The 24,549-nt window shown below is 66.1% G+C and carries 25 protein-coding genes and 1 other RNA gene; 7 read left to right on the forward strand and 19 right to left on the reverse strand.

Features of this window, described 5'->3' with window-relative positions:
* Window positions 1-53: 53 nt before the first annotated feature.
* Window positions 54-1,769: a type VII secretion protein EccE gene (gene eccE, locus EF294_RS16705; protein ID WP_246007917.1), complete on the forward strand. Its 1,716-nt coding sequence runs from the start codon at window positions 54-56 to the stop codon at window positions 1,767-1,769.
* Between the two features lie 94 nt (window positions 1,770-1,863).
* On the opposite strand, the gene EF294_RS16710 is transcribed toward eccE, so the two are convergent.
* The 9 genes from EF294_RS16710 to EF294_RS16750 form a co-directional block, all read right to left on the reverse strand.
* Window positions 1,864-2,154 carry a hypothetical protein gene (locus EF294_RS16710; protein ID WP_006372859.1) on the reverse strand — a complete coding sequence of 97 codons (291 nt, stop codon included), beginning with the start codon at window positions 2,152-2,154 and terminating at the stop codon, window positions 1,864-1,866.
* 48 nt (window positions 2,155-2,202) lie between these two features.
* Entirely contained in the window at window positions 2,203-2,472 is a 270-nt protein-coding gene (locus tag EF294_RS16715) for a hypothetical protein (protein WP_123932105.1), read from the reverse strand.
* A gap of 136 nt (window positions 2,473-2,608) precedes the next feature.
* A complete protein-coding gene (locus tag EF294_RS16720) occupies window positions 2,609-3,412 on the reverse strand; it encodes an ESX secretion-associated protein EspG (protein WP_246007918.1) in 804 nt (267 codons plus the stop codon).
* The gene (locus EF294_RS16725; RefSeq protein ID WP_123932107.1) at window positions 3,409-4,485 is read right to left on the reverse strand and encodes a PPE domain-containing protein; all 1,077 of its coding nucleotides are present in this window, start codon (window positions 4,483-4,485) and stop codon (window positions 3,409-3,411) included. The genes EF294_RS16720 and EF294_RS16725 overlap by 4 nt, the downstream gene beginning before the upstream one ends.
* Before the next feature lie 94 nt (window positions 4,486-4,579).
* Window positions 4,580-4,876, reverse strand: a complete 297-nt coding sequence (locus tag EF294_RS16730) for a PE family protein (protein WP_123932109.1) — start codon at window positions 4,874-4,876, stop codon at window positions 4,580-4,582.
* Window positions 4,877-4,926: 50 nt separating this feature from the next.
* Window positions 4,927-6,351 (reverse strand): hypothetical protein, encoded by a 1,425-nt coding sequence (locus tag EF294_RS16735; protein ID WP_123932111.1) that lies wholly within the window; start codon window positions 6,349-6,351, stop codon window positions 4,927-4,929.
* Between the two features lie 4 nt (window positions 6,352-6,355).
* Window positions 6,356-6,649, reverse strand: a complete 294-nt coding sequence (locus EF294_RS16740) for a hypothetical protein (protein WP_123932113.1) — start codon at window positions 6,647-6,649, stop codon at window positions 6,356-6,358.
* A 169-nt stretch (window positions 6,650-6,818) separates the two neighbouring features.
* Window positions 6,819-7,250: a YbaB/EbfC family nucleoid-associated protein gene (locus EF294_RS16745; RefSeq protein ID WP_246007919.1), complete on the reverse strand. Its 432-nt coding sequence runs from the start codon at window positions 7,248-7,250 to the stop codon at window positions 6,819-6,821.
* On the reverse strand, window positions 7,232-7,570 hold the full coding sequence (locus tag EF294_RS16750; protein WP_123932115.1) for a DUF2694 family protein: 339 nt from the start codon (window positions 7,568-7,570) through the stop codon (window positions 7,232-7,234). The genes EF294_RS16745 and EF294_RS16750 overlap by 19 nt, the downstream gene beginning before the upstream one ends.
* 115 nt (window positions 7,571-7,685) lie before the next feature.
* Between EF294_RS16750 and EF294_RS16755 the strand changes: the two genes are divergently transcribed.
* A complete protein-coding gene (locus EF294_RS16755; protein WP_123932117.1) occupies window positions 7,686-10,274 on the forward strand; it encodes a MinD/ParA family ATP-binding protein in 2,589 nt (862 codons plus the stop codon).
* Window positions 10,271-12,130, forward strand: coding sequence for a type VII secretion AAA-ATPase EccA (gene eccA, locus EF294_RS16760; RefSeq protein ID WP_123932119.1), 1,860 nt, complete (start codon window positions 10,271-10,273; stop codon window positions 12,128-12,130). Before EF294_RS16755 ends, eccA begins: the two co-directional genes overlap by 4 nt.
* A gap of 70 nt (window positions 12,131-12,200) precedes the next feature.
* Here the strand turns inward: eccA and ssrA are convergent.
* The 9 genes from ssrA to EF294_RS16805 all read right to left on the reverse strand — a co-directional run bounded on the left by ssrA (window position 12,201) and on the right by EF294_RS16805 (window position 19,555).
* Window positions 12,201-12,575: a transfer-messenger RNA gene (gene ssrA, locus EF294_RS16765) on the reverse strand.
* A 128-nt stretch (window positions 12,576-12,703) separates the two neighbouring features.
* Window positions 12,704-13,981, reverse strand: a complete 1,278-nt coding sequence (locus EF294_RS16770) for a glycoside hydrolase family 27 protein (RefSeq protein ID WP_123932136.1) — start codon at window positions 13,979-13,981, stop codon at window positions 12,704-12,706.
* A 37-nt stretch (window positions 13,982-14,018) separates the two neighbouring features.
* Window positions 14,019-14,492: an SsrA-binding protein SmpB gene (gene smpB, locus EF294_RS16775; RefSeq protein ID WP_123932120.1), complete on the reverse strand. Its 474-nt coding sequence runs from the start codon at window positions 14,490-14,492 to the stop codon at window positions 14,019-14,021.
* An 18-nt stretch (window positions 14,493-14,510) separates the two neighbouring features.
* Window positions 14,511-15,425 carry a permease-like cell division protein FtsX gene (ftsX, locus tag EF294_RS16780; protein WP_123932121.1) on the reverse strand — a complete coding sequence of 305 codons (915 nt, stop codon included), beginning with the start codon at window positions 15,423-15,425 and terminating at the stop codon, window positions 14,511-14,513.
* A gap of 96 nt (window positions 15,426-15,521) precedes the next feature.
* Entirely contained in the window at window positions 15,522-16,208 is a 687-nt protein-coding gene (gene ftsE, locus EF294_RS16785) for a cell division ATP-binding protein FtsE (RefSeq protein ID WP_123932122.1), read from the reverse strand.
* Window positions 16,209-16,299: 91 nt separating this feature from the next.
* On the reverse strand, window positions 16,300-17,013 hold the full coding sequence (locus tag EF294_RS16790) for a hypothetical protein (RefSeq protein WP_123932123.1): 714 nt from the start codon (window positions 17,011-17,013) through the stop codon (window positions 16,300-16,302).
* The gene (locus tag EF294_RS16795; RefSeq protein ID WP_123932124.1) at window positions 17,013-18,023 is read right to left on the reverse strand and encodes a mechanosensitive ion channel family protein; all 1,011 of its coding nucleotides are present in this window, start codon (window positions 18,021-18,023) and stop codon (window positions 17,013-17,015) included. Before EF294_RS16795 ends, EF294_RS16790 begins: the two co-directional genes overlap by 1 nt.
* A complete protein-coding gene (gene prfB, locus EF294_RS16800; protein ID WP_123932125.1) occupies window positions 18,010-19,125 on the reverse strand; it encodes a peptide chain release factor 2 in 1,116 nt (371 codons plus the stop codon). Before prfB ends, EF294_RS16795 begins: the two co-directional genes overlap by 14 nt.
* A 31-nt stretch (window positions 19,126-19,156) precedes the next feature.
* Window positions 19,157-19,555, reverse strand: a complete 399-nt coding sequence (locus tag EF294_RS16805) for a hypothetical protein (RefSeq protein WP_123932126.1) — start codon at window positions 19,553-19,555, stop codon at window positions 19,157-19,159.
* Window positions 19,556-19,600: 45 nt separating this feature from the next.
* Here EF294_RS16805 and hisN point away from each other — a divergent pair, with 45 nt between their 5' ends.
* Window positions 19,601-20,404, forward strand: coding sequence for a histidinol-phosphatase (hisN, locus tag EF294_RS16810; RefSeq protein ID WP_123932127.1), 804 nt, complete (start codon window positions 19,601-19,603; stop codon window positions 20,402-20,404).
* A 29-nt stretch (window positions 20,405-20,433) separates the two neighbouring features.
* Here the strand turns inward: hisN and EF294_RS16815 are convergent, their stop codons facing one another.
* Window positions 20,434-21,093, reverse strand: coding sequence for an MBL fold metallo-hydrolase (locus EF294_RS16815; RefSeq protein WP_123932128.1), 660 nt, complete (start codon window positions 21,091-21,093; stop codon window positions 20,434-20,436).
* Window positions 21,094-21,302: 209 nt separating this feature from the next.
* Here EF294_RS16815 and EF294_RS16820 point away from each other — a divergent pair, with 209 nt between their 5' ends.
* The 3 genes from EF294_RS16820 to EF294_RS16835 form a co-directional block, all read left to right on the forward strand.
* Window positions 21,303-22,673 carry an acyl-CoA dehydrogenase family protein gene (locus EF294_RS16820; protein ID WP_123932129.1) on the forward strand — a complete coding sequence of 457 codons (1,371 nt, stop codon included), beginning with the start codon at window positions 21,303-21,305 and terminating at the stop codon, window positions 22,671-22,673.
* A gap of 27 nt (window positions 22,674-22,700) precedes the next feature.
* Entirely contained in the window at window positions 22,701-23,921 is a 1,221-nt protein-coding gene (locus EF294_RS16825) for an acyl-CoA dehydrogenase family protein (RefSeq protein WP_123932130.1), read from the forward strand.
* A gap of 37 nt (window positions 23,922-23,958) precedes the next feature.
* A partial coding sequence (locus tag EF294_RS16835; protein WP_281276015.1) for a thiamine pyrophosphate-dependent enzyme occupies window positions 23,959-24,549 on the forward strand: 591 nt, incomplete at its 3' end.

A 24,549-nucleotide genomic window follows, 5' to 3' on the forward strand; every position in this document is an offset into this window, starting at 1 on the left:
TCTGGTGTCGTGGGCCGTCGACCGCTTGCCGTCGTTGGGGGGAGGATCTCGTGGTGACAACGTCATCGACAACCGCGTCCGTCGTACAGGCAGGCCCGCACTCTCAGATCGCGCACAGCGACTCCAGGTTGCGGTCGTCGTCGCAGAGCGCGATGCGGCGCATCGCACCGACCTGGTGCGTCCTGGTCGTCGAGCTTATCGCGCTGGTTGCGCTCGTCGTCATCGCAACTACCGGCATCCCCTGGTGGATCGCCGCTCTCGTGGTGGTGCTGACCGCGGTGTGGTTCATCCCGGTGTCCGGGCACCCGATGGCGCAGCGGGTGCGCGAGCGCGCGTCCTTCCGAATGTCGCACGATCGCAGGCGACGCCGCGCACAGGCCGTCTCCGATCCCTTCGACATCACCACCTCCGACGGCTCACAGTTCGGCATGCGCTGGGACGGTGACGCTCTAGTATCGATGCTCGAGATCGCCGAATCCCCGGAAGCACTGACCATTCTGGAACCGGGCGCGACCGTCGATGCGGTGTGCATCCCGGTCCGGGTTCTCGCCGAGAGCCTTCGACAGTTCGACATCACGTTGGCGGCCATCGATATCCACATCAACGGCTCCCGGTCCCGCGGCAACAGTCCGGTGGCGGCGGTCTACGACGAGGTACTCGGCCCGCTGCCTGCCATCGCGCATCGGTCGGTGTGGCTCACCGTCCGCCTGGATCCCACACTGTGTCCTGAGGCCGTCGCACGACGCGGCGGCGGATCGACGGGCATCCTCAAGACCACAGTCACCGGCACGCGACGGGTGGCCAATCGCCTGCGCGAGGACGGATTCGACGTGCGATCGCTGACCGCGGCTGAGATCACCCGATCCATCACACATCTGTCCGACGGCATCGCACCGGAGACGGTCGAGGAGACCTGGGAGAACTGCCGGTCCGGCCAGATTTATCTACGCAGTTACGGTCTCGAGCAACCGATCCTAACCTCCGCCGGTCTTGATCGGCTGTGGACGGTTCCCACCCATACCACGACTCTCGCTCTGTCGTTGCGTACCACCGAGGACGACCTCATCGAGGCCACGGGCCTGGTCCGCTTCGACACGATCACACAGCCCACCCGTATCGATCTCGACGGGCTCTCACCGTTGGGCGGACATCAGTACGACGCGCTGATCGGGTCACTGCCACTCCCGCGCCCGCGCTCGGTTGGTGTCCGCCCAACCTACGGCAGCCCTGCCGATTTCGATGAGCTACGGCTCCCGGCATCGGGGTGCGGCCAACTCATCGGCGCCGACCCACGCGGACGAGCCGTCGCCCTGCCGATGTTCGGTCCGACCATCGATCGCGTCGAGATCGCGGGGAGCCTGCACCTGGTGCAACAAGTGGTCTTGCGCGCCATCGCGCTCGGCGCGCGGGTGCTCGTCTCGTCGGGACGCCCGGCGCACTGGCAGCAGATGGTAGCTGCGGTGGGCGACAACCACTTACTGTGGGTCGCCGAATTCGACCGTGGCGCGATGCATGCCGGGGCCGAGGCCAACTACTCGGTGATCGTCTTCGACGGCATCCGCACGCGGCCGGTAAACACCGGTGTCACCTCACTGGTCGTGCATCCGATCGGGACGCCGTTGTCGGACTCGGCCGATGTCACACTGGCCCAACTTTATCGGGAATCCGACACAGTTCGTGTCACCACCCGCAGTGGAGCGGTCGTGGTGGAGATGGTGGCCAGTGATAACGAAATGGCCTACGTCGGCGCCTCTTACGATCTGGACTGAGCACCGCACGCAGTCTCCAGACGCATGGTGACACAGCAGACACGGGCGCCCGACACCGTAGTGTCGGACGCCCGGATTCGTCGATGTGTGGGTCTCAGCTAAATAACGAGGCGTTCTTCGCGTCGAGCGCCTGCATCATCTGGTTCTGCTCACCCGCATGCTTGGTCGAGTCGTTCATATTGTTGAAGGCGTCGATGAGCTGCTGGTCGATCTGCGACTTGACGTGCTGCAGAGTGGTGGCAGCCTCGCCTTCGTAGATCTCGAGGAGCGAGTTGAACACCGCATTGATGTCGTCACGAACTTCGTTGGCCGCCTTCAGGTACGACGCCTGATCGCCGAGCGTGGTGTCGATCGAGCCGTGATTGTAGGTGATCTGTTGTGCCATGATGGTCTCCTGGTCGTGAGTGCCTGCGAATGGGAATACAGATGCGGCTCAGTGCGAGTCGCCGGCGACGGCGTTGTTGATACCGGTCTCTGCGGCATCGACGGTGCGATCGAGCAGCGCGATGATCTGGCCGAACTCTTCTTGATTGGCGTGGGTCTTCTGGAGATGCACGTGCGAGGCATCACCCTGCCATGCACCGCCGGTCATCTCGACGTCGGCGTCGGCAAACTTCTGTAGGAGTTGCTTGGCGTGATCGCGCTTGTCCTTGATGTCAGACAGCTTGGCCTTGGCCTCTTGCGGAGAAATCTTAAGTCCCATGTCATTTCCCTTCGATGGTGTACGTCGATGGGTGCCCAGGCGGGCCACCCCTGTTGCGGTCTCCGTGTGTCGTGTTCGGCGTCGCGACGTTGGTGTCCCGACTCCCCACATCTATGACTGTTCGGCTGGTCGTCCCTCACCACCCCTCCGGCAGCAGGGACATCAGTTGCGCAACCGCCTGTGCGATCCGGTGGTCGGAACCACCTTTGAGACTGCACCACAGTTGCCCGTCCGGTGAAACACTCGGCGCACTCAGCACACAGCCGCGCGCCGCGTAAAAAACCGCGAGGGCGCCGTCGGCGACGATGCTGCGATCCACGTGCGGATCGAGTGCCGCGACCCGCATCTCCACGGCCACACGATAATCGGCGAGCACGGCGCCGAGGGCGAGCGCGGTCCGCGAATCCGCGCCGAGCGCATGCAGCTCGTCGGCGATCGGAGTCGCGGCACGTAGGCCGGCGAGATTCTCGGCGACGTCGAGCGCCGGCGCGCTGACCGAGCCGCAGTCGACATCGATCGCCTCAGGTAACAATCGGGCGACCTCGGCAACCACCCGCTCGCTGCCCTCCGCCTCGAAACCGCGCACACGGAGGGTGTCACCACGGCGGGTGGCGACCACGTGACATCGCTTGACCCGCAGTACCGATGCGCGAAGTAATCCGTCGGAGGTGATGATCCGGATCGAAAGTTCCCGGTCAGGGCGGCGCATCGTGGTCAGGACGTGGGCGAGGTCGGGATCGATTTCGCCATCAACGATGAGCTCTCGATCCGACAACTGCCCGACGCACCGATCCCGGACACGTTGCAGCTCGCCCACCGTCGGCTGGGTCGGCCACAGCGCCAGCGTATCCGGCAGTGTGTCGATGCCGAGCCGATCGGTCAGGGTGAGGATCTCGTCGACGCTCAGTGCGTCATCGACGTCGAGGGTTGCCATACTCATCGACGTCCTCCCCGTTCACCGATGACCGACGGCGACACCCAGTCGTTGGACGAGGCCTGTTCGAGTCGGCTTCCGTCGATGTCGGCCTCGTCGTCCGGGATCGGCGGTGCCGCCGTACCTCCGAAGGTCGAGGCGTCCGGACCCCAGCTGACACTGTCGACCGAGAATCCGCCCGAGCTCGACGCCACGACCGGCGACCAGCTCGCGGGCCGCGCCTCGCCAGCATCGGAGAGCGAGGCCGCGGGTCGGGCGGAGTCGAACTCCTTGTCGTCCCCGCCGGCGCGGCCCATCGCCCCCATCGGCCCCATCGGCCCGGATGTCATGGCGCCCGCCGAGGTTGCGGACGCGGCGACAACCCGCGAACCACGTTGCGAGGTATCGGAATTGATCGTCGGCGTGCTGAAGGCACCCAGGGGCATCGAGGGGATCCCGCCACCGGCCCCGACGCCGCCACCCACACCACCGGCCGGGGCGCCGGCACCCGCGCCCTGGGTGGTGTCACCGTCTCCGGCGGCTCGCTCGGCGGCGGACTTGGCGATATTCGGTGTGGCCTGGGTGTCCCACGGCGCAGCCAGCGGGGTGACGGTGTGCTCGTAGCTGTTCATGATCGCGACCGCGTTCGCGGTGGCCGCCTGTACGGCGGCGTCACCGGCTCCGAGTGCGCCTACCACGAGCCCGTTCGGGTAGCCCTGCAGGGAACTCCCGATCGCGACTGCCTCCTGCAGTTTGACCGCTTCGGGCACCGTGGGCATGGCCAGCACCGCGACGCCGTGCGCCACCGCGGCGGATTCAGCATGCCGCGCGTTGGCAGCGGCGTCGAGCGCGACGGTGTCGAGCCAGTGGGCGAACTCCTCGAGTTTGGCGTGGACGGCATCCGATTGCTCCGAGCGCCAGGCCTCGTCGAGCTTCGCGAGCAACGCGCGGTAGTCCTTGGCGATGTCGGCGAGCTCGCGGGCAAGCCGTGACCAGGTCTCACCCGCCTCCCCCATCGGACCCGCACCGGCACCGTTGACCAGGTCATGCGCCAGCCGTCTCAGGTCACGCGAGGCCCAGACAACCCCCGTGAAGCCCACGTCGTCCCCTCCCCGTCGGTCGGTCCATGAACAATGTGCGAATAGTGAATGAACAGTGTTGTGGCCGAGGACTATTCGTCCACAGCACAAGCGATCAGGTGGTGATGAACCCCTGATCGGTGTCGGTATCGGCGAGCGAGGAGGACACTGTGGCGACAGCGTCGGAGATCTCTCGAAGTTCGGCGACGCCACCGTCACCGGCCTTCCGGAACGCCTGGTGCACCTGCCCCATGGTGGCGGCCGCGCGTACCGACACCTCGTCACTGCCCGCAGGCTGCGGCGACAGTGCGGCATCGGCGGTGTTGAGCACCCCATTCAGTCGATCGGCGAGTTTACCCAGTTGCCCGGCGACCTCGGAGATATTGGCGGTGTCTGCACTCAGTTCGGTCATGAATCCTCCTGTGTTGTAGGTGTTCTGGTGAGATGACGCCTCGCAAGACGTCAGATTCTCAGGTCGATGTCTGGGCGGGCCTCGGTGTCGTGGTCCTTTTCGCCGATCACGGCCGGCGCCACATCGGCGAAGTCCCCGACGATCTCGCTCCCGGATTCAGAGGTGTGGAGGAAGTCGGCGGCGGTGTGGCCACTGCCCGCACCCTTGCCTGCCCCGGCTCCCGCTCCGGCCGAACCCATTCCGCTCATCGGCGCGTAACCACCGTTACTGGCGGTCGTGGCTGACGCGGTGGTCGTCGCGGCGGTGCGCTGCTGACCCGAGGTCGTTGATTCTTCGGTCGGTGGGGTGCCCGACGGGGTGGTGCGGCTGCTCGGTGGCGCGGAGACCGACGAAACCCCCACACCTCCGCCCCCGCCGCCGGCACCGGTCGGCCTCGAACCACCACCGCCGCCGCCCATTCCGGCCGGGCCGGCGGCACCGAGCCCGGCGGGGGCGGCCGTGGTCGACGCGTCGGTATCGGTGTCGGTGGACGTCTTGTGCTGGGCCTTATCGATCGCCTCGCCGATCTTGGTCCCGGCCTGCACCGATGACTGCACGATCTTCTCCCCGGCGGAGAACACCTGCTCGACGACGCCAAATGCGGGTTGTATCAAACCGGTTCCGATCTGCACCATCGATGAGAGCATCTCGGTGGGGACCTGCGGGGCGTTGGTCACCGACACCGGCGCACCGTCGGCGGCCACTTCGGCGGTGTTGACGGCCATCAGGCCCTTGTGGACGCCCATGACCGCGGTGGTACGGGTGATCGCGTCGGTGGCGGCCGCCACGGCCATCGCCTGTCCCCACGGCGTGACGATTTGTGGCAGCGCGACCGCCATGGTGGCCTCGAACTGCGAGATGATCTCCAGCAGATGCGCTTCGGTGGTCTTGGTGTCCACCCCGGCCTGCACCACGTTGCCTTTGATCTTGCCGGACTGGACTCCGACCTCGGTGCCGTCCTTGCCCAGTTGGGCCGTCTTCATCGCCGCCGCGTCGGCGCCTTCGCCCTGCCAGCCCTGTTGCATCGCGGAAATCACCGTCGGCAGCGACGACGCCACCGAGGAGAAGGCGCTGGTGATCGATTCGAAGATCTTTGTCGGGTCGAGAGCCTCGAACACCCCACTACCCAACGTGCCGAGCGCATCGAGCACCGGCTGGATCAGTGCACCGCCGTCGATCGAGGCCAGGGTGTTGCCACCGCCGGCAGGGGGTCCGCCAGGGGTGCCGGGCACACCGGGCAACGCCGGGAGCCCGGGAATCGGTCCGGGCGTGGGGATTCCGGGTGGCACGGGCAGACCCAGGCGACTCAGTATCTCACCGGTCGGCGTGTTCAGATACTCATCGAGGCGGCTTTCGATGGCACCGATCACCGGGCCGGGGTCGTACCCCGGCATCTGCGTCGCAGCAGCGGCGACCGCCTCGGTTGGGCTCGTCACGCCCTCAGGCCTGCATACCGTCGGCGAAGTACGTACCGGCGGCCGCGCCCGTGGCTCCCGCCGACATCATTGCGTGCCCCGCCGACACCAGGAAGGAGGCTGCCAGATTAGATGCCTGCGCGGGCGCATAGCCGAGGAGGTATTCGACGCCAATCGGACCCACCGCCAGCGCGACTGCGGCGACCATGGCCTCGGCGTCCGCACTCGAGGCCAGCGCGATCAGCTCACTCGCCGACATGTTGGCAGCCGCGAAGGACTCGATCACTCCCGGCGTCACCGCCAGAATTCCATTAGACATGTTTCGTGGACCCCCACCCCTGTAAACCCGATTGTTAGCACCTTGAACCAAGTCAATCAGTGGATCACCGCACGTGCAACCCCTACGCGGCTATGTCATCGCCATAGATGACACCGGCTCATCCCTTATCGCATACTACTGCGAGTTCGCCGCCGATGAGAATGCATCCTTAGCCGTTGTCGCGCAAGCGTTCGGGATAGTCACGTGATTGATGTTCGGACAATTCCGACAAAGGGCGCCGAGGGGTCGTCACAGTCCCGTCCCATCGCTCGAGTGCCTCGTTTTGCTGGCGACCGAATTGATCGGTGAACTCTTTTATCAGATTGTTACGACGATGTAGTGAAGCGCGCGCGGCGTGCTGTGCGGTCTCGACGATCAACATAGAAAGCGACGAATCGGTGTGACGTGTGATGCCGGGCCCCAGCCACAGCCCCGTCATCGCGCCGACGCCGTCGACCTCGACGGTAACCACCTTGTCCGGGCTCGACACCCTGACGCGGATGCCAGTGGTCTGTGCCTGGAGCGACTCCATCAGGTCACGTTGTTTCTCGATCCGCGCAAGCACCGAATTCGCCAGCGTTCTCATACCGACCTCAGCCATCCGTCACCGGACTGCTCATCCTGGGCACGCTCGTTAAGTTCTTCGAAATCTCGCAAATCGTCCTCGGTGGGCAACTGCGCATACCGGATCACCTGTGGATCAGTCCCCTGCTCGACGAGTTGCCGCCTAATGTCAACCTGCGCGCGCATCGCCGCTAGCCTGCTCAGGCGCAAGATCTCATCGGCGAGTGCCTGCGGGTCGCCCTGGAGCCTACGCGGATCGATGCGGAGCGCGACCGGCAGTCCCACCTGAGTCGTCCGTACCGCCACGGCACCCGATCGGGATTGTGCTGCCGACATCATCGGCGGTGGAAGAGCCATTAATCCTCCCATTCACTAGTATGACGCAACGACACTCTTGCGCACGGCTCACGATACAGTCGGCTGAGGTCAGCACACGCGCCTCCGAGGGTGCGATGCGTCGAACGGGGTACAGATGTTTGCAGACGATCACGAGGAGTCACAGACCCCTGCGTGGCTGTCGGGGTCCCCGGAAGACGACGCAAATACTGTTGGCAACAAGCGATACCACACAAAATCGGCCACCGGGGACGCGGCGTCCGAGACCGATTCCACGCCCGGCGCGAACGCTAGTCCGACGGCCGCCGCCGCCAGCCCCCGAGACAACCCCGCCAGCGCCGACTTCAATCCCTTCGCGGGCATTCTCGGTGGCGCGAGCCCGCTGAGGTCGACAGGTCTGGGTTACACCGGCGACGTCGACGACGACAACCCGCTGCTGGCGGCGTTCGGTGCCCGCTCGGGTGTCACTGCGGTCACCGAGGAGACCGCACCCTCCAAGAGTTCGCCGCGCCAGACCCTACTGCCGTCCGAGGACGACCTCGGCTTGGGTGCTATGTGGATGCCGTTGGCCTCGCCCGAAGGCGAAACTACAGAGCCCGATGAGCCGCAAACCGATGCCCACACCGACGGCCCGCATGATGCGGCGGGCGGCCCAGGTGAGGCCGCGGCCGATTCGGATGATCTCGACGAGATCGAAGCCCGTGCAGCACAACTCCTCTCACGACTCGGACGTACCCAGCCCGAGCCGGCACCCCACCCGGAGTTCACCATCCCGACGCTGTCCCACGAGCCGATCGACGAGTTGTCACACGATGTCCCGATCGTCGCCGACGACCCGCCGTTCCCCACAGACAACGACATCAGAGACGGCGCGATCCCCGAGTACGACGAAGCCTCCACAGACAGTGCATATCTCACGGACGACGAGATACCCGCCACCGCCGACAGCCCGACCCCGATCAACACCGGGCCGCCGACACTGCCCGCGGACACGCGGGGTGGCGCCTCGTCGGAGGATTCAAATGACACCGATCCGCATGCCGCCGATGCGATAACGGTGCGTCATCCGACCATGTCACGGCACCCGCAGCCCACGCCCGTACCTGCACCGACGACCGAACCGCGGCGTCGTCGTCGGCCCGCGCGACCGCCGTGGCAGCAAGTCCCCCATGTGGGAATGGCCGCACCGCCTTCGGACCCAACAGCTTCGGGCTCGATACCAACGGGCCTCAAGGCACAGGTGCCGATACAGCACGTGCCCATGGAGTACGGGCCTGCGAACAATGGGCCGACAAACCCTGAGCCCGTGGACCAGCGTCCGACATCAGCCGCGCCACCACGTGCTCCGGCGGTTGAACCGCGGGCCGAGCAGATGCCCGTCACCCCGGTGCCGTATCCCGCAGCGCCACAAACCTCTGCGCCACAAACCGCTACCGCACAACCATTCCCACCGCAGCACTCCGCACCGCAGCACTCGGCGCCGCACCCCGCGCCGCCGATCACCGATCCCCTCGCGCCTCATCCGCGCCACTCCGAGCCCACTCCGCAGGCACCGTCTGCGCCGCCAGCTCCCGCCCACCAACCACCGTCATCGCCGTGGCCCGGACACCGTCCACCCGCTCATCAAGCCCCCGCACCGCCACCCGCACAACACTTTTCGGGGCAAGACCCGGCGCCCCAGTATGCCCCGGCGTCACCGTACGCCCCTGCGCCACCATTTGCCCCGGGGCCTGCACCTGCGCATCCATCGAATCCGCTGCGCCCGCCGACCGCGGTACCGTCGTTGGACGAGGCGCATCAGCCTGATCGCAGAAGCGAAGCTCCCCAAGCCGGTTGGCGCCGTGCCGTGTTCACGGTGTCCTCGGGACACGTCAATCCCGGCGAGTCACGGGCGGCCCGGCGGCGTCAACAGCTACTCGATCAGATCCGCCGACCGATCAATGGCGACTTCCGGATCGCCATGCTGTCGATGAAAGGTGGGGTGGGCAAGACCACCACCACGGTGGGTCTCGGCTCGGCGTTGGCCGCGGTGCGCGGAGATCGGGTGATCGCGGTGGACGCCAACCCCGACCGCGGCACACTCGCAGACCGGATTCCGGGCCGGACCTCGGCCAACGTCCGCGACCTGCTGAACATGGGCCCCATCGACCATTACGCCGCGGTGTCCAACCTCACCTCGACATCCCCAAGTCGTCTGGAAGTCCTTGCTTCCGAACAAGACCCGGCTGCCGCCACCGCCTACGACGAGGCCGACTACCGGCGCACTATCGACATGCTGCAGCGTTACTACAACATCATCCTGACCGACTGCGGCACCGGGATCATGCATTCGGTGATGGGCGGGGTCCTCGACCTCGCCCATGCCATCGTCCTCGTGACCACCCCGGCAATGGACGCCGCGCGCAGTGCCTCGGCCACCCTCGACTGGCTCAATTCCCACGGGTACGGGCGCCTGGTGCGTGAGGCGCACGTCGTCCTCAGCTCGTCCCGCCCGCAAACCGGCCAGGTCAAGGTCGACAAGATCGTCGATCACTTTGCCGCACGCTGTGATTCGATTCACATGATCCCCTTCGACCAGCACCTCGCCGAGGGTGCGGCGATCGACTTCACACACCTGCGGGCACCCACCCAGCAGGCCTTCCTCGAGCTGGCCGCCAATGTGTCCAACAGCTTCGGGATGGTGCGTCGCCACCCCGAGATCCGATACCGACGGATGGAAGTATGAGCCAGAACACACGCGATGCGCAGCGGGTCTTCGACGCCGGGGTGCTGTCCCTGGGGATACCTATCGACGGGCTGCAGACCGAACGGGACGTGACCTACGCCCTTCGGGCCTTCACCCGCGCCACCGAACGGGACCCCGACATGTGCGATGCATGGCTGGGGCGGGCCGCATGCGGCGAGGTCACATCGGAGGTGCGCTACAACCTCTATCGGACCTCCACCACCACGCTTTTCCGTGAACAGCGCCGACTCGGTCTGGCACCACGGGAACTGGGCGGACGCTTCCAGACCGGGCTCTACATCGACTATCCGCTCGCGGGTTTCACCGAGATCTGGCTGGCCTACGCCGCCGGGCTGATCGACGACGGGGAGTACGGCGAGGCCGAGAGCACTCTGGACACCCTGGCCCGGTACCGGCCGAACATGCCCGAACGCGACCGGTATTCTGACGAAGTTTGCGCCTACCTGCGCGGCATCCTGCACTTCACCACCCAGCGATGGCCCGATGTGCTTGCCGCGCTCGATAAGTCGGCCTCCTTCGCCGACGAGTACATCAAATGCGGAGCCGACCTGATGGTTGGTTCTGCTTGCGCCCAGCTTGGTCTCTTCGGCGAGGGTATCCGCCGACTGGAGTCCGCTGCGGAGGGCCCGATCCCCGCCGCCGTGACCGACGCCGAGTTCTGCCGCGGATTGACGTTGCGCGAGATGGGTCGCGAAGAGGACGCCCGCGCCATCTTCGAACGCATCTACTCCGAGAAGCCCGACTTTGAAGCCAATGCCGCTGCGCTCAACGACCCCAAGTACCGGCTGGTGATCACCGACCGCGCAACGATCGAGTCCCGCACGGACCGTTGGGACCCCAACTCCGCGCCCGATCCAAATCTACGGGTGTCGGCCGAACAGGCCGAGCGCGGCGCGAAGCTTCTCGCCGAGGCCCAGGAGGAGCTCGCCGCCCAGATCGGGCTCGATGAGGTCAAGGTCCAGGTCGCCAAGCTGCAGTCTTCTGCCAAGATCGCCAAGGTTCGCGCAGAGAAGGGTTTGGCAGCCACCTCGCGCAGCAATCACCTTGCCTTCACCGGTCCACCCGGTACCGGCAAGACAACCATCGCACGTGTGGTCGCCAAGATCTATTGCGGGCTCGGCATTCTCAGGACGCCCACCGTCATCGAAGCCAAACGGGAGGACTTCGTCGGTCAGCATCTGGGCAGCACGGCACTGAAGACGTCGGCACTGATCGACACCGCGATGGACGGGGTGTTGTTCATCGATGAGGCGTACACCCTCATCCAGAGCGGGCTGTCCGGCGGCGACGCGTTCGGCCGGGAGGCCGTGGACACGTTGCTGGCACGGATGGAGAACGACAGGGACCGCCTCGTTGTCATCATCGCCGGATATGACGGCGAGATCGATCGCTTTCTCGCAGCAAACGACGGCCTCGCATCGCGGTTCGCAAAAAGGATTCGCTTCCCGTCCTACACCCCGTCCGAACTCGGCCAGATCGCCCGGGTCATCGCCAAGAATCGGGACTCGGTGATCACCGACGAGGCACTCGACGACCTGGTCGCCGCATGCGAGCCGCTATTCAACTCGGAGTCTCTCGATCAGAGTGGGTTACCCCGCCGCACTATCGACCGGGCGGGCAACGGCAGATTCGTACGCAACATCGTCGAAGCCGCCGAGGAAGAACGCGAGTATCGACTGTCCGCCGACCCCGGCATCGACTTCGATGACCTCGACACCGAACACCTGATGCGGGTGGAGGTCACCGACATGCGTGCGGCCATCAACACTGTGTTGGGCAACCTGGGGCTGGGCAACGTGGGCCTGGGGCGCGTCGACACCGGCTCCCAGGTCTGAACCGCCCCGGCGACAACACCGTCGAGTAACGGCAGCGCCCCACCTGCGAGCAGGTGGGGCGCTGTGCTACCGGTGGAGCTGCCGGGAATTGAACCCGGGTCCTCCGTCGGGTTGGCGGGGCTTCTCCGTGTGCAGTTCACTGAGTCTCTACTCGGATCTCCCGGTCACGTGAACAAGCCAGGATGACGATCCCAGTCGCTGTTGATTGTCCCCTTCGCACCCGCGACCGGTGCTAACGGTGAGCTCCCCAAGATGATGCCGGCACCGGACTGGGGAGCAGAGTCCGGGCCGACAGACTACGGGCCCGCTGTCAGGCAGCGAGGGCGTAGTCGCGCTGATTCTTATCGGCGCTTAATTGGTTGCCGCGACGCTTATACGGTGGTCTCTGGCCTGCACCGACACGCTTCCCCCGCCTCGGCGTACAGAGTCGAAACCGATCAGCCCCGAGACAGGTGCCCTCCGATTGCTCGGCGAGCAGTTCATTGTAGCAACCGGACGCACGCGGGTCATTCCCATTTCCGTCGGCGCTCGCCCGGCAGTTACTCGCCCGCACATTGTCCTCGCGGGAACCCGTCACTGGATCGACAGCACAGCGGTGTCATCGACGCCCACGGGCACAGACAACTCCCCGCCGTTCGCCTGATACCGGCGCCCGGTCCATGCGTCGACGCCCGACACCGACGAGTCACCGGCCAGCCCGAGGCTCGACAAGCTCACCTTCAGTGTGCGGGGGTGGTCGGCGCGGTTGGTCAACGAGACGACGAGGCCCTTGGAACCCAGAGCGCGGCTCCATATCTCCGGGTTGTCGGCGACCATGGCCCCGGCGTGCACGCGCTCGTCCTGATCGATGCCGATGATGGCCTCGTTGGCGAGAATGTCGCGGGTGCGGGTATTCATCGTGGCGAGGTCGTTGCCGGCCATCAGTGGGGCGGCCATCATTGCCCACATCGACATCTGCGTGCGCTGCATCGCGGGGGTCAACGCATTGCCGACACCGACGACGAGCATGTCCATGTCGACAAAGCTGCCGCCGCCGACCCGTGCGCCGATCGGGGCCACGGCGTCGACGATGTCGAGGATCCCCTGATCCCCCGATGCCGGTGTCGCATCGGCACCGGCCGGCCGAGTGGTCCACACCGGCGAGACGTCGTTGGTGGCACGTGTCATGGTTGCCACACCGCCCCAATCGAATTGAGCTCCGGGGACAGATCCGGCGATTCCGCTGTTGGGGTTGATGCTGTACACCATGGGGCGTCCGGCGGATCGGATCGCGTCACGCATCGCGGTGAACGAGGCGATCTGGTCGTCGTGCGCCGAGTCACCGGAACACCAATCGTCTTTGACAAAATCAACGCCCCACGAGGCGAAGGTGCGCGCGTCGGTGAACTCGTGACCCCCACTGCCTGCGGCCCCCGGATAGGTTCCGCCGAACTGCGCGCACGTCTTCTCGCGTGCACCGGTATAGATCCCGAACTTCAACCCGCGGGCGTGCACGTAGTCGGCGAGGGCAGCAATCCCGGACGGAAAGCGCACGGGGTCGGCGACGAGTTGCCCGCGGCCATTGCGATCGGGCGCCATCCAGCAGTCGTCGACGACGACGTAGCGATATCCCTTGGCCGCCAGGCCCGAGGACACCAGGGCATCGGCCTGCGCACGCACAGTGTGCTCGGTGATGGTGCAGCCGAAGGTGTTCCAACTGTTCCACCCCATCGGCGCGGTGGCCGGCAATCCGCCGATCGCCGGACCGTCGCCGCCGATGCGCACGGTGTCGTCTCCCTCAGGCGTGCAACCGAGCGCCAGCACAACCAGGGTCACAAGCACAACCGCTGCGCGACGCCAGCGGTGCGGCATCCACCGGCGCGAGCGCGTGGGGGTCGGCCTCACGCAATCACATGCCCTTGACGCGGCGGCCAATCTCGCGGGCGACCTCGCGTTGTGCGGTGCGCCGCGCGATGTCCTGGCGCTTGTCGTGTGCCTGCTTACCGCGGGCCAGTGCGAGTTCGACCTTGGCCCGCCCATCGCTGAAGTACATCGACAGCGGCACCAAGGTAAGGTTGCCGTCGCGGATCTTGCCGACGAGATTGTCGATCTCACGCCGATGCATCAGCAGCTTGCGATTCCGTCGCGGCGCGTGATTGGTCCAGGACCCGCTGCCGTACTCGGCGATGTGGAGTCCGCGCAGCCAGACCTCGCCGTCGTCAATGGTCGCGAACGCGTCGACCAACGAGGCTTTGCCCTCCCGCAGGCTTTTGACCTCGGTGCCGAGCAGGGCGACGCCGGCCTCGTAGGTATCGAGGATCGTGTAATTGTGTCGCGCCTTGCGATTGGACGCGATCAGATTGCGCCCCTTCTCCTTGACCATGTCGGTCGTCTCACCTCCTCACTCGCGAACGTAGACACGCAGCGTGACATATCCGGTCACCGCTGCCAACACAATTCCTCCGATGACGAGCCAGGGCGAGACGAACAACACGTCGCCGATCGTCACCCGAGGCACGATGTTGACCCCGTACAAACCGGCCAGGGCTCTATCGAAGAAGAAGATCTTGGCCAGGAACAGTCCACCGATCGCGAGCACCGAGCCAATGAACGCAGCCAGCATCGCCTCGATGAGGAAAGGCAGCTGGGTGTACCACCGGGTCGCGCCGACCAATCTCATGATCGACACCTCGGTCCGTCGGGTGAACGCCGCGATTTGCACCGTATTGACGATAAGCAGGATCGCGGCCACGGCGAGGATCGCAGCCACCGAGAACGCAGCGTTGCGCACACCGTCGAGCACCCCGAAGATCCGTTTGACCAGTTCACGTTGATCCAGGGCGCCCTCGACGCCGAGGTCCTGACGTCCCGAGAAGGCGTTATAGACGTCGTCGAAACGATCCGGATCCGACATCCGGACCTTGAACGACGCTTGCGAGAAGGTGTCCTGGGTGATCTGGTCGGCGATCTCGGGCGAGGTCTCCTCGAACATCTCCTTGGCCTGCTGAAACCCCTCTTCGGGGCTGACGTAGGTGACCGATCCGACACCGGGCTGCTTTTCGAGTTCGGCGCGCAGCGTGGTGCACGGGGTGTTGCGGCAGTTGGCGTCGGCTTTGGAGACGTCCCCGTTGAGGAAGAACTGCATCTCTACCCGGTCGAGGAAGATCTTCTGGCTCTTGTCGGCCATCTGGATCACCAACAACCCCCCGCCGAACATGCCCAAGGTAATCGCGGTGGTGATGATCATCGCGACCGTCATGGTCAGGTTGCGGCGGAAGCCGTTGAAGACCTCGCTGAAGATGAATTGAGCTCGCATGGCTGCTCGGATGTCCTTCTGGTTCGTGGGGGCTCGCGCGGATGGGCCGACGGTTCTTGGCATCACCTGCACGCGAGCCGGATCGGCACTTGTCGCTCAGCCGATGCCGTAGACGCCTTGCTCGTCGTTGCGGACCAGCCGCCCGTTGTCGAATTCGAGGACCCGACGGCGCATCGCGTCGACGATGTGCCGGTCGTGGGTGGCCATCACCACCGTCGTGCCGCGCCGGTTCACCCGATCGAGCACGTCAACGATCTCCTCGCTGGTCTCCGGGTCGAGGTTTCCGGTCGGCTCGTCGGCCAGCAGCACCAGCGGTCGGTTGGCGATCGCTCGGGCGATGGCCACACGCTGCATCTCACCGCCCGAGAGCTCGTAGGGCATGCGGTCGAGTTTGCCCTCCAGACCCACGTAGTCGAGGACCTCGGGCACCACCTTGCGGATCATCGACGGCGGTTTGCCGATCACCTCCAGGGCGAAGGCGACATTGTCGGCTACCGACTTCTGCTGCAGCAGCCGGAAATCCTGGAACACGCAGCCGATCGACTGGCGCAGTTTGGGTACCAGACGGCCCTTGAGGTTGTTGACGTGGAAGTCGCCGACATAGATCTGACCGGAGGTTGGCTTGTCCTCTTTGAGTAACAACCGGAAGAAGGTCGACTTCCCCGATCCGGAGGGCCCGATGAGGAACGCGAACTCACCCTTGTCCACTTCGAGGGACAGCTCGGACAGAGCCGGCCGGGAGGAGGCCTTGTACTTCATCGTGACGTTGTCCAGCGTGATCACAGGGACCCAGTGTAACGACGACGCCTGAGAGTCCCGTTCAGGCGGACGTGCGGCGCGTTGACCTCGCTCCTGCGGCCCTCGATCGCACGTCTCAGCGCGTGGGGACGGGTGTGGTGGTCGTCGTCTCGGAGGGCAGCCGGAAACCGGGGATGAGACCACCGCTCGGCGCCGAGGATCGTCCTGTCGAAGGCTCCTCCCGGGCACCGGACGCACCGGACTGCACCGACGACTCGCCCGACTCCGACGAGAACACAGACGACGAGGTCGTTGACGAATAGGTGGTCGTCGGCTCCCGATAGGTGGGCTCGCTCGTGCGGATCACCTGCCGGTCGGTGGACGGCTGCTCCGGCGGCGCGTATCGCTGCGAGGTGTAGAAGTACATCGCCCAACACGCCACAAACAGGACCACCAGGATCGCCGTGCCGGTGCGCACGCGAGTGCCCTTGATGTGCTTCCAGTTCCGGTCGCGCCACCCACGGCGATGCGCGGTCGCGGGTGTGGGATCGGTGGCCGGGCGGGCACCGGTATCGGACTCGACGTCGTCGGTGACGATCGGGATCTGGTCGGTGTCGACGATGGGGTCTAGGCGAGCATGGGTGCTTCTGAGCGCAGCCGGCGCGGTCGGTGTCGCTGTGGTCGGTGTCGCGGTGGTCGGTGTCGCGGTGGGCGGCGCGTCGTGCGGCAATGGGTGGCGGAGTTCGCCCTCGCGGGCGGCCGTCGTGTCATCAGGCGTCTGGCCCGGCGTCGGGGTACCGGGTATCGGGGTACCGGGGCTCTTGTCACCGGGCAGTTCTCGATCGGCCATCAGGCTCCCCTGTCCCGGTCGGCACGGCCGTCGGTGCCGGGTGCGCTCACGGTGTCAGCGAGTGTCGCCGGCGGGGCGGCACCGGACTGGGCGTCGTGCCCGGCGGCGACGGTGATGCCCTCGGCGGCGAGCGCGCGCACGATCGACACGCGCAGCGCCCGGCTCACCTCGAACTGTTTGCCGGGCAGCGTCCGCGCGACGATGCGGACGGTGATCGAGTCCAGTTCGAGGTCGGTGACCCCAAGCGACGACGGCGTGTCGAGGAGCAGGTCGTGCCAACGCGCGGTTGCGTAGAACTCGCGGCCCACCCGGTCGAGCGTTTCGTTGACGAGTCCGATGTCGGCCTTGGCCGGCACCGGGACGTCCACTACCGCCCGCGCCCAGTCCTTGGATAGATTGGTGGCCTTGATGATCTGGCCGTTGGGCACGGTGATGACCTCGCCCTCGCTGGTGCGCAGTTTGGTCACGCGCAGGGTGACGTCCTCGACGGTGCCGTCGGCGTTCTGGCCGCCGGTGACCATCAAACTGACCACGTCGCCGTACCCGTACTGCTTCTCGGCGACCACGAAGAACCCCGCCAGGATGTCCTGCACCACACGCTGCGCACCGAAGCCGAGGGCCGCGCCGATCACCGCACTCGGTCCGGTCAAGCCGGTGATGGGCACGTCGAGGATCACCAGAAAGCGGATCAGTACGATCGCGATGACCACGACGATCAGCACCCACGCGACCACATCGACCAGGGCCCGACGATGTTTGGTGTCCTCGGTCTGGACGATCAGGTCGCTGTTGTGGAAGCTGCTGTCGACGCGCGCGGCGTACTTGGCCGCCGACCATCGGATGAATCGGATAACGATGAGACCGCCGAGGACCCACGTGACCATCTGCAGCCCGTCGGTAACCAGCCAAACATAGATGGACCCGATGATCTGCTCGGTCACGTTCTGCGGACTGGTCGCAGCAAGGACGTGATGCGGACTCGCCGCCGCGAGCAACTCAGCCCTCGACATCGGCCATTCGCCAGCGGATGCCCGCCTCGATGAACTGGTCGATGTCGCCGTCCAGAATGGCGGTCGGGTTGTTGCTCTCGACGTTGGTCCGCAGGTCCTTCACCATCTGGTACGGGTGCAGGACGTAGGAACGCATCTGGTTGCCCCAGCTCGAACCGCCGTCACCCTTGAGCGCATCGAGTTCGGCGCGCTCCTCCTGACGCTTGCGTTCGAGGAGTTTGGCCTGCAGCACCCGCATCGCCGACGCCTTGTTCTGCAGCTGACTCTTCTCGTTCTGGCAGGTGACGACAATGCCGGTGGGCAGGTGCGTCAGACGCACTGCGGAGTCGGTGGTGTTGACCGACTGGCCGCCTGGGCCCGAGGAGCGGTAGACGTCGACCTTCAGTTCGTTCTCGTCGATGTCGATGTGGTCGGTGGTCTCCACCACGGGCAGCACCTCGACCTCGGCGAAGGAGGTCTGCCTGCGGCCCTGGTTGTCGAAGGGGCTGATCCGGACCAGGCGATGGGTGCCCTGCTCAACCGAGAGGGTTCCGTACATGTACGGGGCCTTGACGGCGAAGGTCGCCGACTTCAGGCCCGCTTCCTCAGCGTAGGACGTGTCGTAGACCTCGACGCCGTAGCCGTGCTGCTCTGCCCAGCGCACATACATCCGCATCAACATCTGGGCCCAGTCCGCGGCGTCCACGCCACCGGCACCGGATCGGATGTTGACCAGCGCGTCACGCGCGTCGTACTCGCCGGCGAGCATGGTCTTGACCTCCATCGCGGCGATGTCGGTCCGTAGCGAGGCCCGTTCGGCGTCGGCATCGGCCAGCGCGCTGGTCCGCTCGTCACCGGCCTCGGACTCGGCGAGCTCGTAGAGCACCGGCATGTCCTCGAGCCGCTGACGCAATTCGGTGACCCGTCGCAACTCCGACTGAGCGTGGGAGAGCTCGCTGGTGACCTTCTGCGCGTGCTCCTGGTCGTTCCACAACTCGGGATCAGAAGCCTGCATCTCGAGTTCATCGATCCGACGGCGCAGTTCGTCGACGTCGAGCACCTTCTCCACGGTGGTGAGGGTGGTGTCGAGGGATTCGAGATCTGCGGTCACGTCGGGATGCACGATTATTCAGGGTACCGGCTGGGACGCACGGTCAGGACGTCGACGGCGGCATCTGGCCCGGGACCTGCGGCGGCGGCGGGAGTTCACCGAAATGCCAACTGGTCTCAGCCTTCCCCGGCTTGTAGACCACCGGGAGCTCGGAGCCGATCTGCGGCCACGGTTGGCCCTGACCGAGCACCATCGTCCCGTACACCTCGGCCGGTCGGGTGCCGGGACCGACGATGGTGCCCGAGACGGTGCAGAACGCCTCACCCACGCTGTCGGCCTGGGGACGCTCGCTGACCCCGGTGAGGGTCATCGTTCCCTGCACCAAGCCGGCGGCGCCGCGGGCGCCGCCTCCGATGCCGCCGACCCGGCGGCCACGCATCTGCTTGATCATCGCGACGGCCATGACTGCCAGGAGGATAGCGATCGACACGGTGATCCACATGACGGCCACCCTACCGGGCCCGGCCTCCGCGTTAGGCTTTCGCGCGTGACGTCTCACCCCGTTCCCGAATCCGACGATTCCGACCTCGGTATCGCGCTTCAGCTGGCGATCGCCGCCGACGACCTCACCATGGCGCGTTTCGGGGCGCTCGACCTACAGGTGTCGCAGAAGCCGGACCTCACCCCGGTCTCCGATGCCGATCTGGCGTGCGAGGAGATGATCCGCGAGTACCTGTCGCGCCGACGGCCAGGCGACGTCGTGCTCGGCGAGGAGTTCGGCGGCGAGCCGACGAGATCGGGGCGCCAATGGGTGATCGACCCGATCGACGGAACCAAGAACTTCGTGCGCGGTGTACCTGTGTGGGCAACGTTGATCTCGCTGCTCGTCGACGGCGTTGCGACAGTCGGGGTGGTCTCAGCACCCGCACTGCGTCGGCGGTGGTGGGCAGCGCAAGGCCAGGGGGCGTTCGCGGAGTTCGACGGCCGCACCCGGTCGTTGTCCGTCTCAGGCGTCGCCGACGTGGCCTCGGCAAGCCTGGCGTTCTCCAGTCTGTCCGGGTGGGCGCAGGCCGGCATCCGTGAGAGGTTCATCGCACTCACCGACGAGGTGTGGCGGGTGCGCGGATACGGCGACTTCTTCAACTACTGCCTCGTCGCCGAGGGAGCGGTCGACATCGCCGCAGAGCCCGAGGTCTCGCTGTGGGATCTCGCGGCCCCCGACATCATCGTCCGGGAAGCGGGTGGGCGATTCACCGCCCTCGACGGGACGCCCGGTCCGCGGGGTGGCAACGCCGTGGCCACTAACGGACTGCTGCACGAACAGGTACTCACCGCGCTCGCGGCGGACTGAGCCACACCCGGGCGTTTCGGCCGCACATGTCAGAACTCGGCTGCGGACTCCTGATCGAGTACGGCGAATTCGGTTGCCGCGTCCTTCATCTCGCGCAATCGTGAGTAGTGGATACCAGTGCCCGCGTCGGACAGGATGGCTTGATGGATAGGCACCGCGACGCGTGGCGCCATGGCACGCAGATAATCCACCGCCTCGCTGAGTTTCATCCACGGCGCCGCCGCCGGCAACGCGAGGACGTCGACCTTCTCGAACGGGATGTAGAACGAGTCGCCCGGATGCATGAACCGCCCGGCGCCCTGCGACGAGTCGAGGACATAGGAGACGTTGTCGACGACCGGGATTTCCGGATGGATCACCGCGTGCCGGCCGCCGGTCATCCGGGCGGTGACCGCTCCGAAGTCCACCTGCTGCCCGGGGAGCGCCGGGGTCCACTCCCCCGCCACGTCGGCGTCATTAAGTTGCCGGGCAGTCTGCGGATCGGCGTATCGGAACGCCCGCGGATTGGCCGCGACGAGATCCGGCAGCCGCGCAGGGTCACAGTGATCGGGATGTTGGTGGGTGATCAGAATCGCGTCGAGTCCGGTGATGCCCTCGAAACCATGCGAAAGATTTCCCGGATCGAACAGAATCTTCGCCCCATCGAGTTCAACCAGCAGGCACGAATGACCGAAGTGGGTGAGTTGCATGCCTCCACTGTGCTCCCGGCGGCCTCACATGTCAGCGAACCGCGTCATAACCGCTGTTCGCCCCAGCACACACGGCCGGGACGACGAGCCCCGGCGAACCAACACGTGACAATCTTCTTACCCATGAGTAAGATCATTCCTTACCGCCGGGTAAGGTATCCCGGAGCCGTACCGCCCCACCCAGTCAACCACTGCGAGAAATGGTGAATATGTCTACTCACACCGAACCCCGCGACACCTCCGCCGTCGGGAAGACCCGTCATCCCCGCAACTTCATCGGCACCGCGATGCGCGTGCTGACCACGGTCACGGGCTCGGAGTTCGCCGAGAAGTACCAGATCCGGGAACCCCTCAACCGGATCGCGTACCAGGCAACCAAGACCGGGTTCCAGACCCTCGGCGCCGCCAACCGCGCCTTCGCTAAGGTGCAGGGCGGGTCAGGCCCGGCCAAGCGCCTCACGACCACGCCTAAGGGCTACTTTGATCTCACGCCCGACGACGAACAACAGATGATCGCCGAGACGGTCAAGGAGTTCGCCACCGAAATCCTGCGTCCGGCCGCCTACGACGCCGACGCCGCGGCCACCGCGCCGGAGGGCATCGTCAAGCGCTCCGCGGAACTCGGCATCACCATGATCAACGTCCCCGAGGAACTCGACGGCGCGGCCACCGAGCGCGGGGTCGTGACCAACGCGTTGGTCGCCGAGGCGATGGCCTACGGCGACATGGGTCTCGCGCTGCCGCTGCTCGCCCCGAGCGGTGTGGCCACCACCCTGACGAACTTCGGCAGCGACAGCCAGCAGAAGACCTACCTGCCCGACTTCGCCGGGGAGAACGTCCCGCAGTCAGCGGTCGTGATCGCCGAGCCACGCCCGCTGTTCGACGCATTCTCGTTACAGACCAAGGCAACCCGCGTGCCCAGCGGGTACCGGCTCAACGGTGTGAAGTCGTTCGTACCGGCGGCGGGGTCGTCCGAACTGTTCGTCGTCGGTGCGCAACTCGACGGCCGGCCCGCACTGTTCATCGTCGAATCCGATTCCAAGGGTCTAATCGTCGAGGCCGACCCCGGTATGGGCGTGCGCGCCGCAGGCATGGGTCGACTACTACTGCAGGACGTCGCGGTGCCGGAGTCGGCGCTACTCGGCGAAGGTTCACCCGATGCCGCCTTCGCGGCGTATCGCGATGTGGTGCGGTTGTCGCGTCTGGGCTGGTCGGCGCTGGCCGCCGGAACCGGTCGGGCCGTACTCGACTATGTCATCCCCTACGTCAACGAACGTGAGGCGTTCGGCGAGCCGATCTCCAACCGTCAGGCGGTGGCCTTCATGGTCGCCACCATGGCCACCGAGCTCGATGGCATCCGTCTGGTCACCCTGCGCGGCGCCTCGCGCGCCGAGCAGGGCCTGTCGTTCGCCCGCGAGGCTGCCCTGGCACGCAAACTCACCATCGACAAGGGCCTGCAGATCGGTCTCGACGGTATCCAGCTACTCGGCGGCCACGGCTTCACCAAGGAACATCCGGTCGAGCGTTGGTACCGCGATCTGCGTGGCGCAGGTATCGGCGAGGGCATCGTCGTCCTGTAAGGCGACCCGGGAATCGAGGACACAGTCATGAGCATCAATCTGGAACTACCGAAGAAACTCGGCGTCACCATCGATCAGGCCCACCAGGCCGCGGCGGAGATCTTCCGTCCCATCTCACGCAAATACGATCTGCGCGAACACGATTACCCGGTCGAGCTCGATACCCTGGCGAGCCTGTACGACGGTCTGGCCGAGACCGGTCAGGCAGGCGCCGGCGCCGATGCCGGGCGGAGTAAGGACAAGGGCAAGGAGCGTCCCGAGGGCGTCGTGGTCAACGGGGGCAACATGCAGTCGGTGGTCAACGTGATGGAGACCTCCTGGGGCGATGTGGGGCTCATGTTGTCGATCCCCTATCAGGGACTGGGCAATTCGGCGATCGCCGCGGTCGCGACCGACGAGCAGCTTGAGCGCTTCGGCAAGGTGTGGGCGGCGATGGCCATCACCGAACCCAGCTTCGGCTCGGACTCGGCCGCAGTCACCACCACCGCCACCCTCGACGGCGACGAGTACGTCATCAACGGCGAGAAGATCTTCGTCACCGCGGGCTCACGCGCGAGCCACATCGTGGTGTGGGCGACCGTCGACAGGAGCCTCGGCCGGGCCGCGATCAAAAGCTTCGTGGTGCCGCGCGAGCATCCCGGTGTCGAGGTGGTCCGGTTGGAGCACAAACTAGGCATCCGGGTCTCCGACACCGCGGTGATCCGGTTCGAGAACTGCCGTATCCCCAAGGAGAACCTGCTCGGCAGCCCCGAAGTCGACACGAAGAAGGGCTTCGGCGGGGTCATGCAGACCTTCGACAACACGCGGCCCCTCGTCGCGGGGATGGCCGTCGGGGTCGCGCGGGCCGCACTCGAAGAGCTGCGTCGCATCCTGGAAGACGCGGGCATCGAGATCGACTACGATCGTCCCGCCGCCGATCAGCATGCCGCGGCAGCCGAATTCATCCGAATGGAATCCGATTGGGAGGCAGCGTATCTGCTGACCATGCGGGCGTGCTGGATGGCCGACAACAAGCAGCCCAACTCGTTGGAGGCCTCGATGGCCAAGGCCAAGGCCGGCCGTACGGGTACCGACGTCACCAACAAGGCCGTCGAATTGGCCGGTACGCCAGGCTATTCCGAGCGCCTGCTGCTCGAGAAATGGGCCCGCGACTCGAAAATCCTCGACATCTTCGAGGGCACCCAGCAGATCCAGCAACTCATCATCGCCCGCCGGGTGCTCGGGAAAAGCAGCGCCGAACTGAAGTGAGTCGCACGGCCGGTGATGTCATCTCCCCCGGCCGGCATTGAACACGGGAATCGCCCCGCGGACACCAGGTCTGCGGGGCGATTCCCGTCGGTGCGGATGTGTCGGGCTCCGACGCGGTGTCGGTCGGGAGGACGCGAACCGGCTCACGCCTCCGGCAGCGGCCGCCCGGATTGCTCCGACCACACCACCAGATCCTCCGGGTGCAGGCCTAGCCGCGGTCCAGTATCGGCTCGGCGTCGTGGTGATCGTCTTCGACGACGCAGCCTTCGGCAACGTCGAGGCCGATCAGATCCGCCGCTACGGCCACGCCGTCGGCGCGGATTCGCACAATCCCGGCTTCGCCGCCCTCGCTACCGCGTATGGCGCACAAGGGGTTCGGGCCGAGTCACCGGAGGAGCCCGAAGCGGCGATCACCACCGCCGCGGGGCGCGATGTGCCGACGCTCGTCGTCGTGCCGATGCCGCTGGTTACCGTGAGCACGCCCTGGCGTCACCTCAGGCGAACCGCTGCCGGAGCGGTCGACGCCCCCCCCCCCCCCCCCCCCCCCCCCCCCCCCCCCCCCCCCCCCCCCCCCGCGGGGGCGCGCACGCGCCCGGGGCCCCCCCCGCGCCGCCCGGGGCCGCGCGGC

This window comes from Gordonia oryzae (assembly GCF_003797185.1).
Lineage (GTDB): Bacteria > Actinomycetota > Actinomycetes > Mycobacteriales > Mycobacteriaceae > Gordonia > Gordonia oryzae.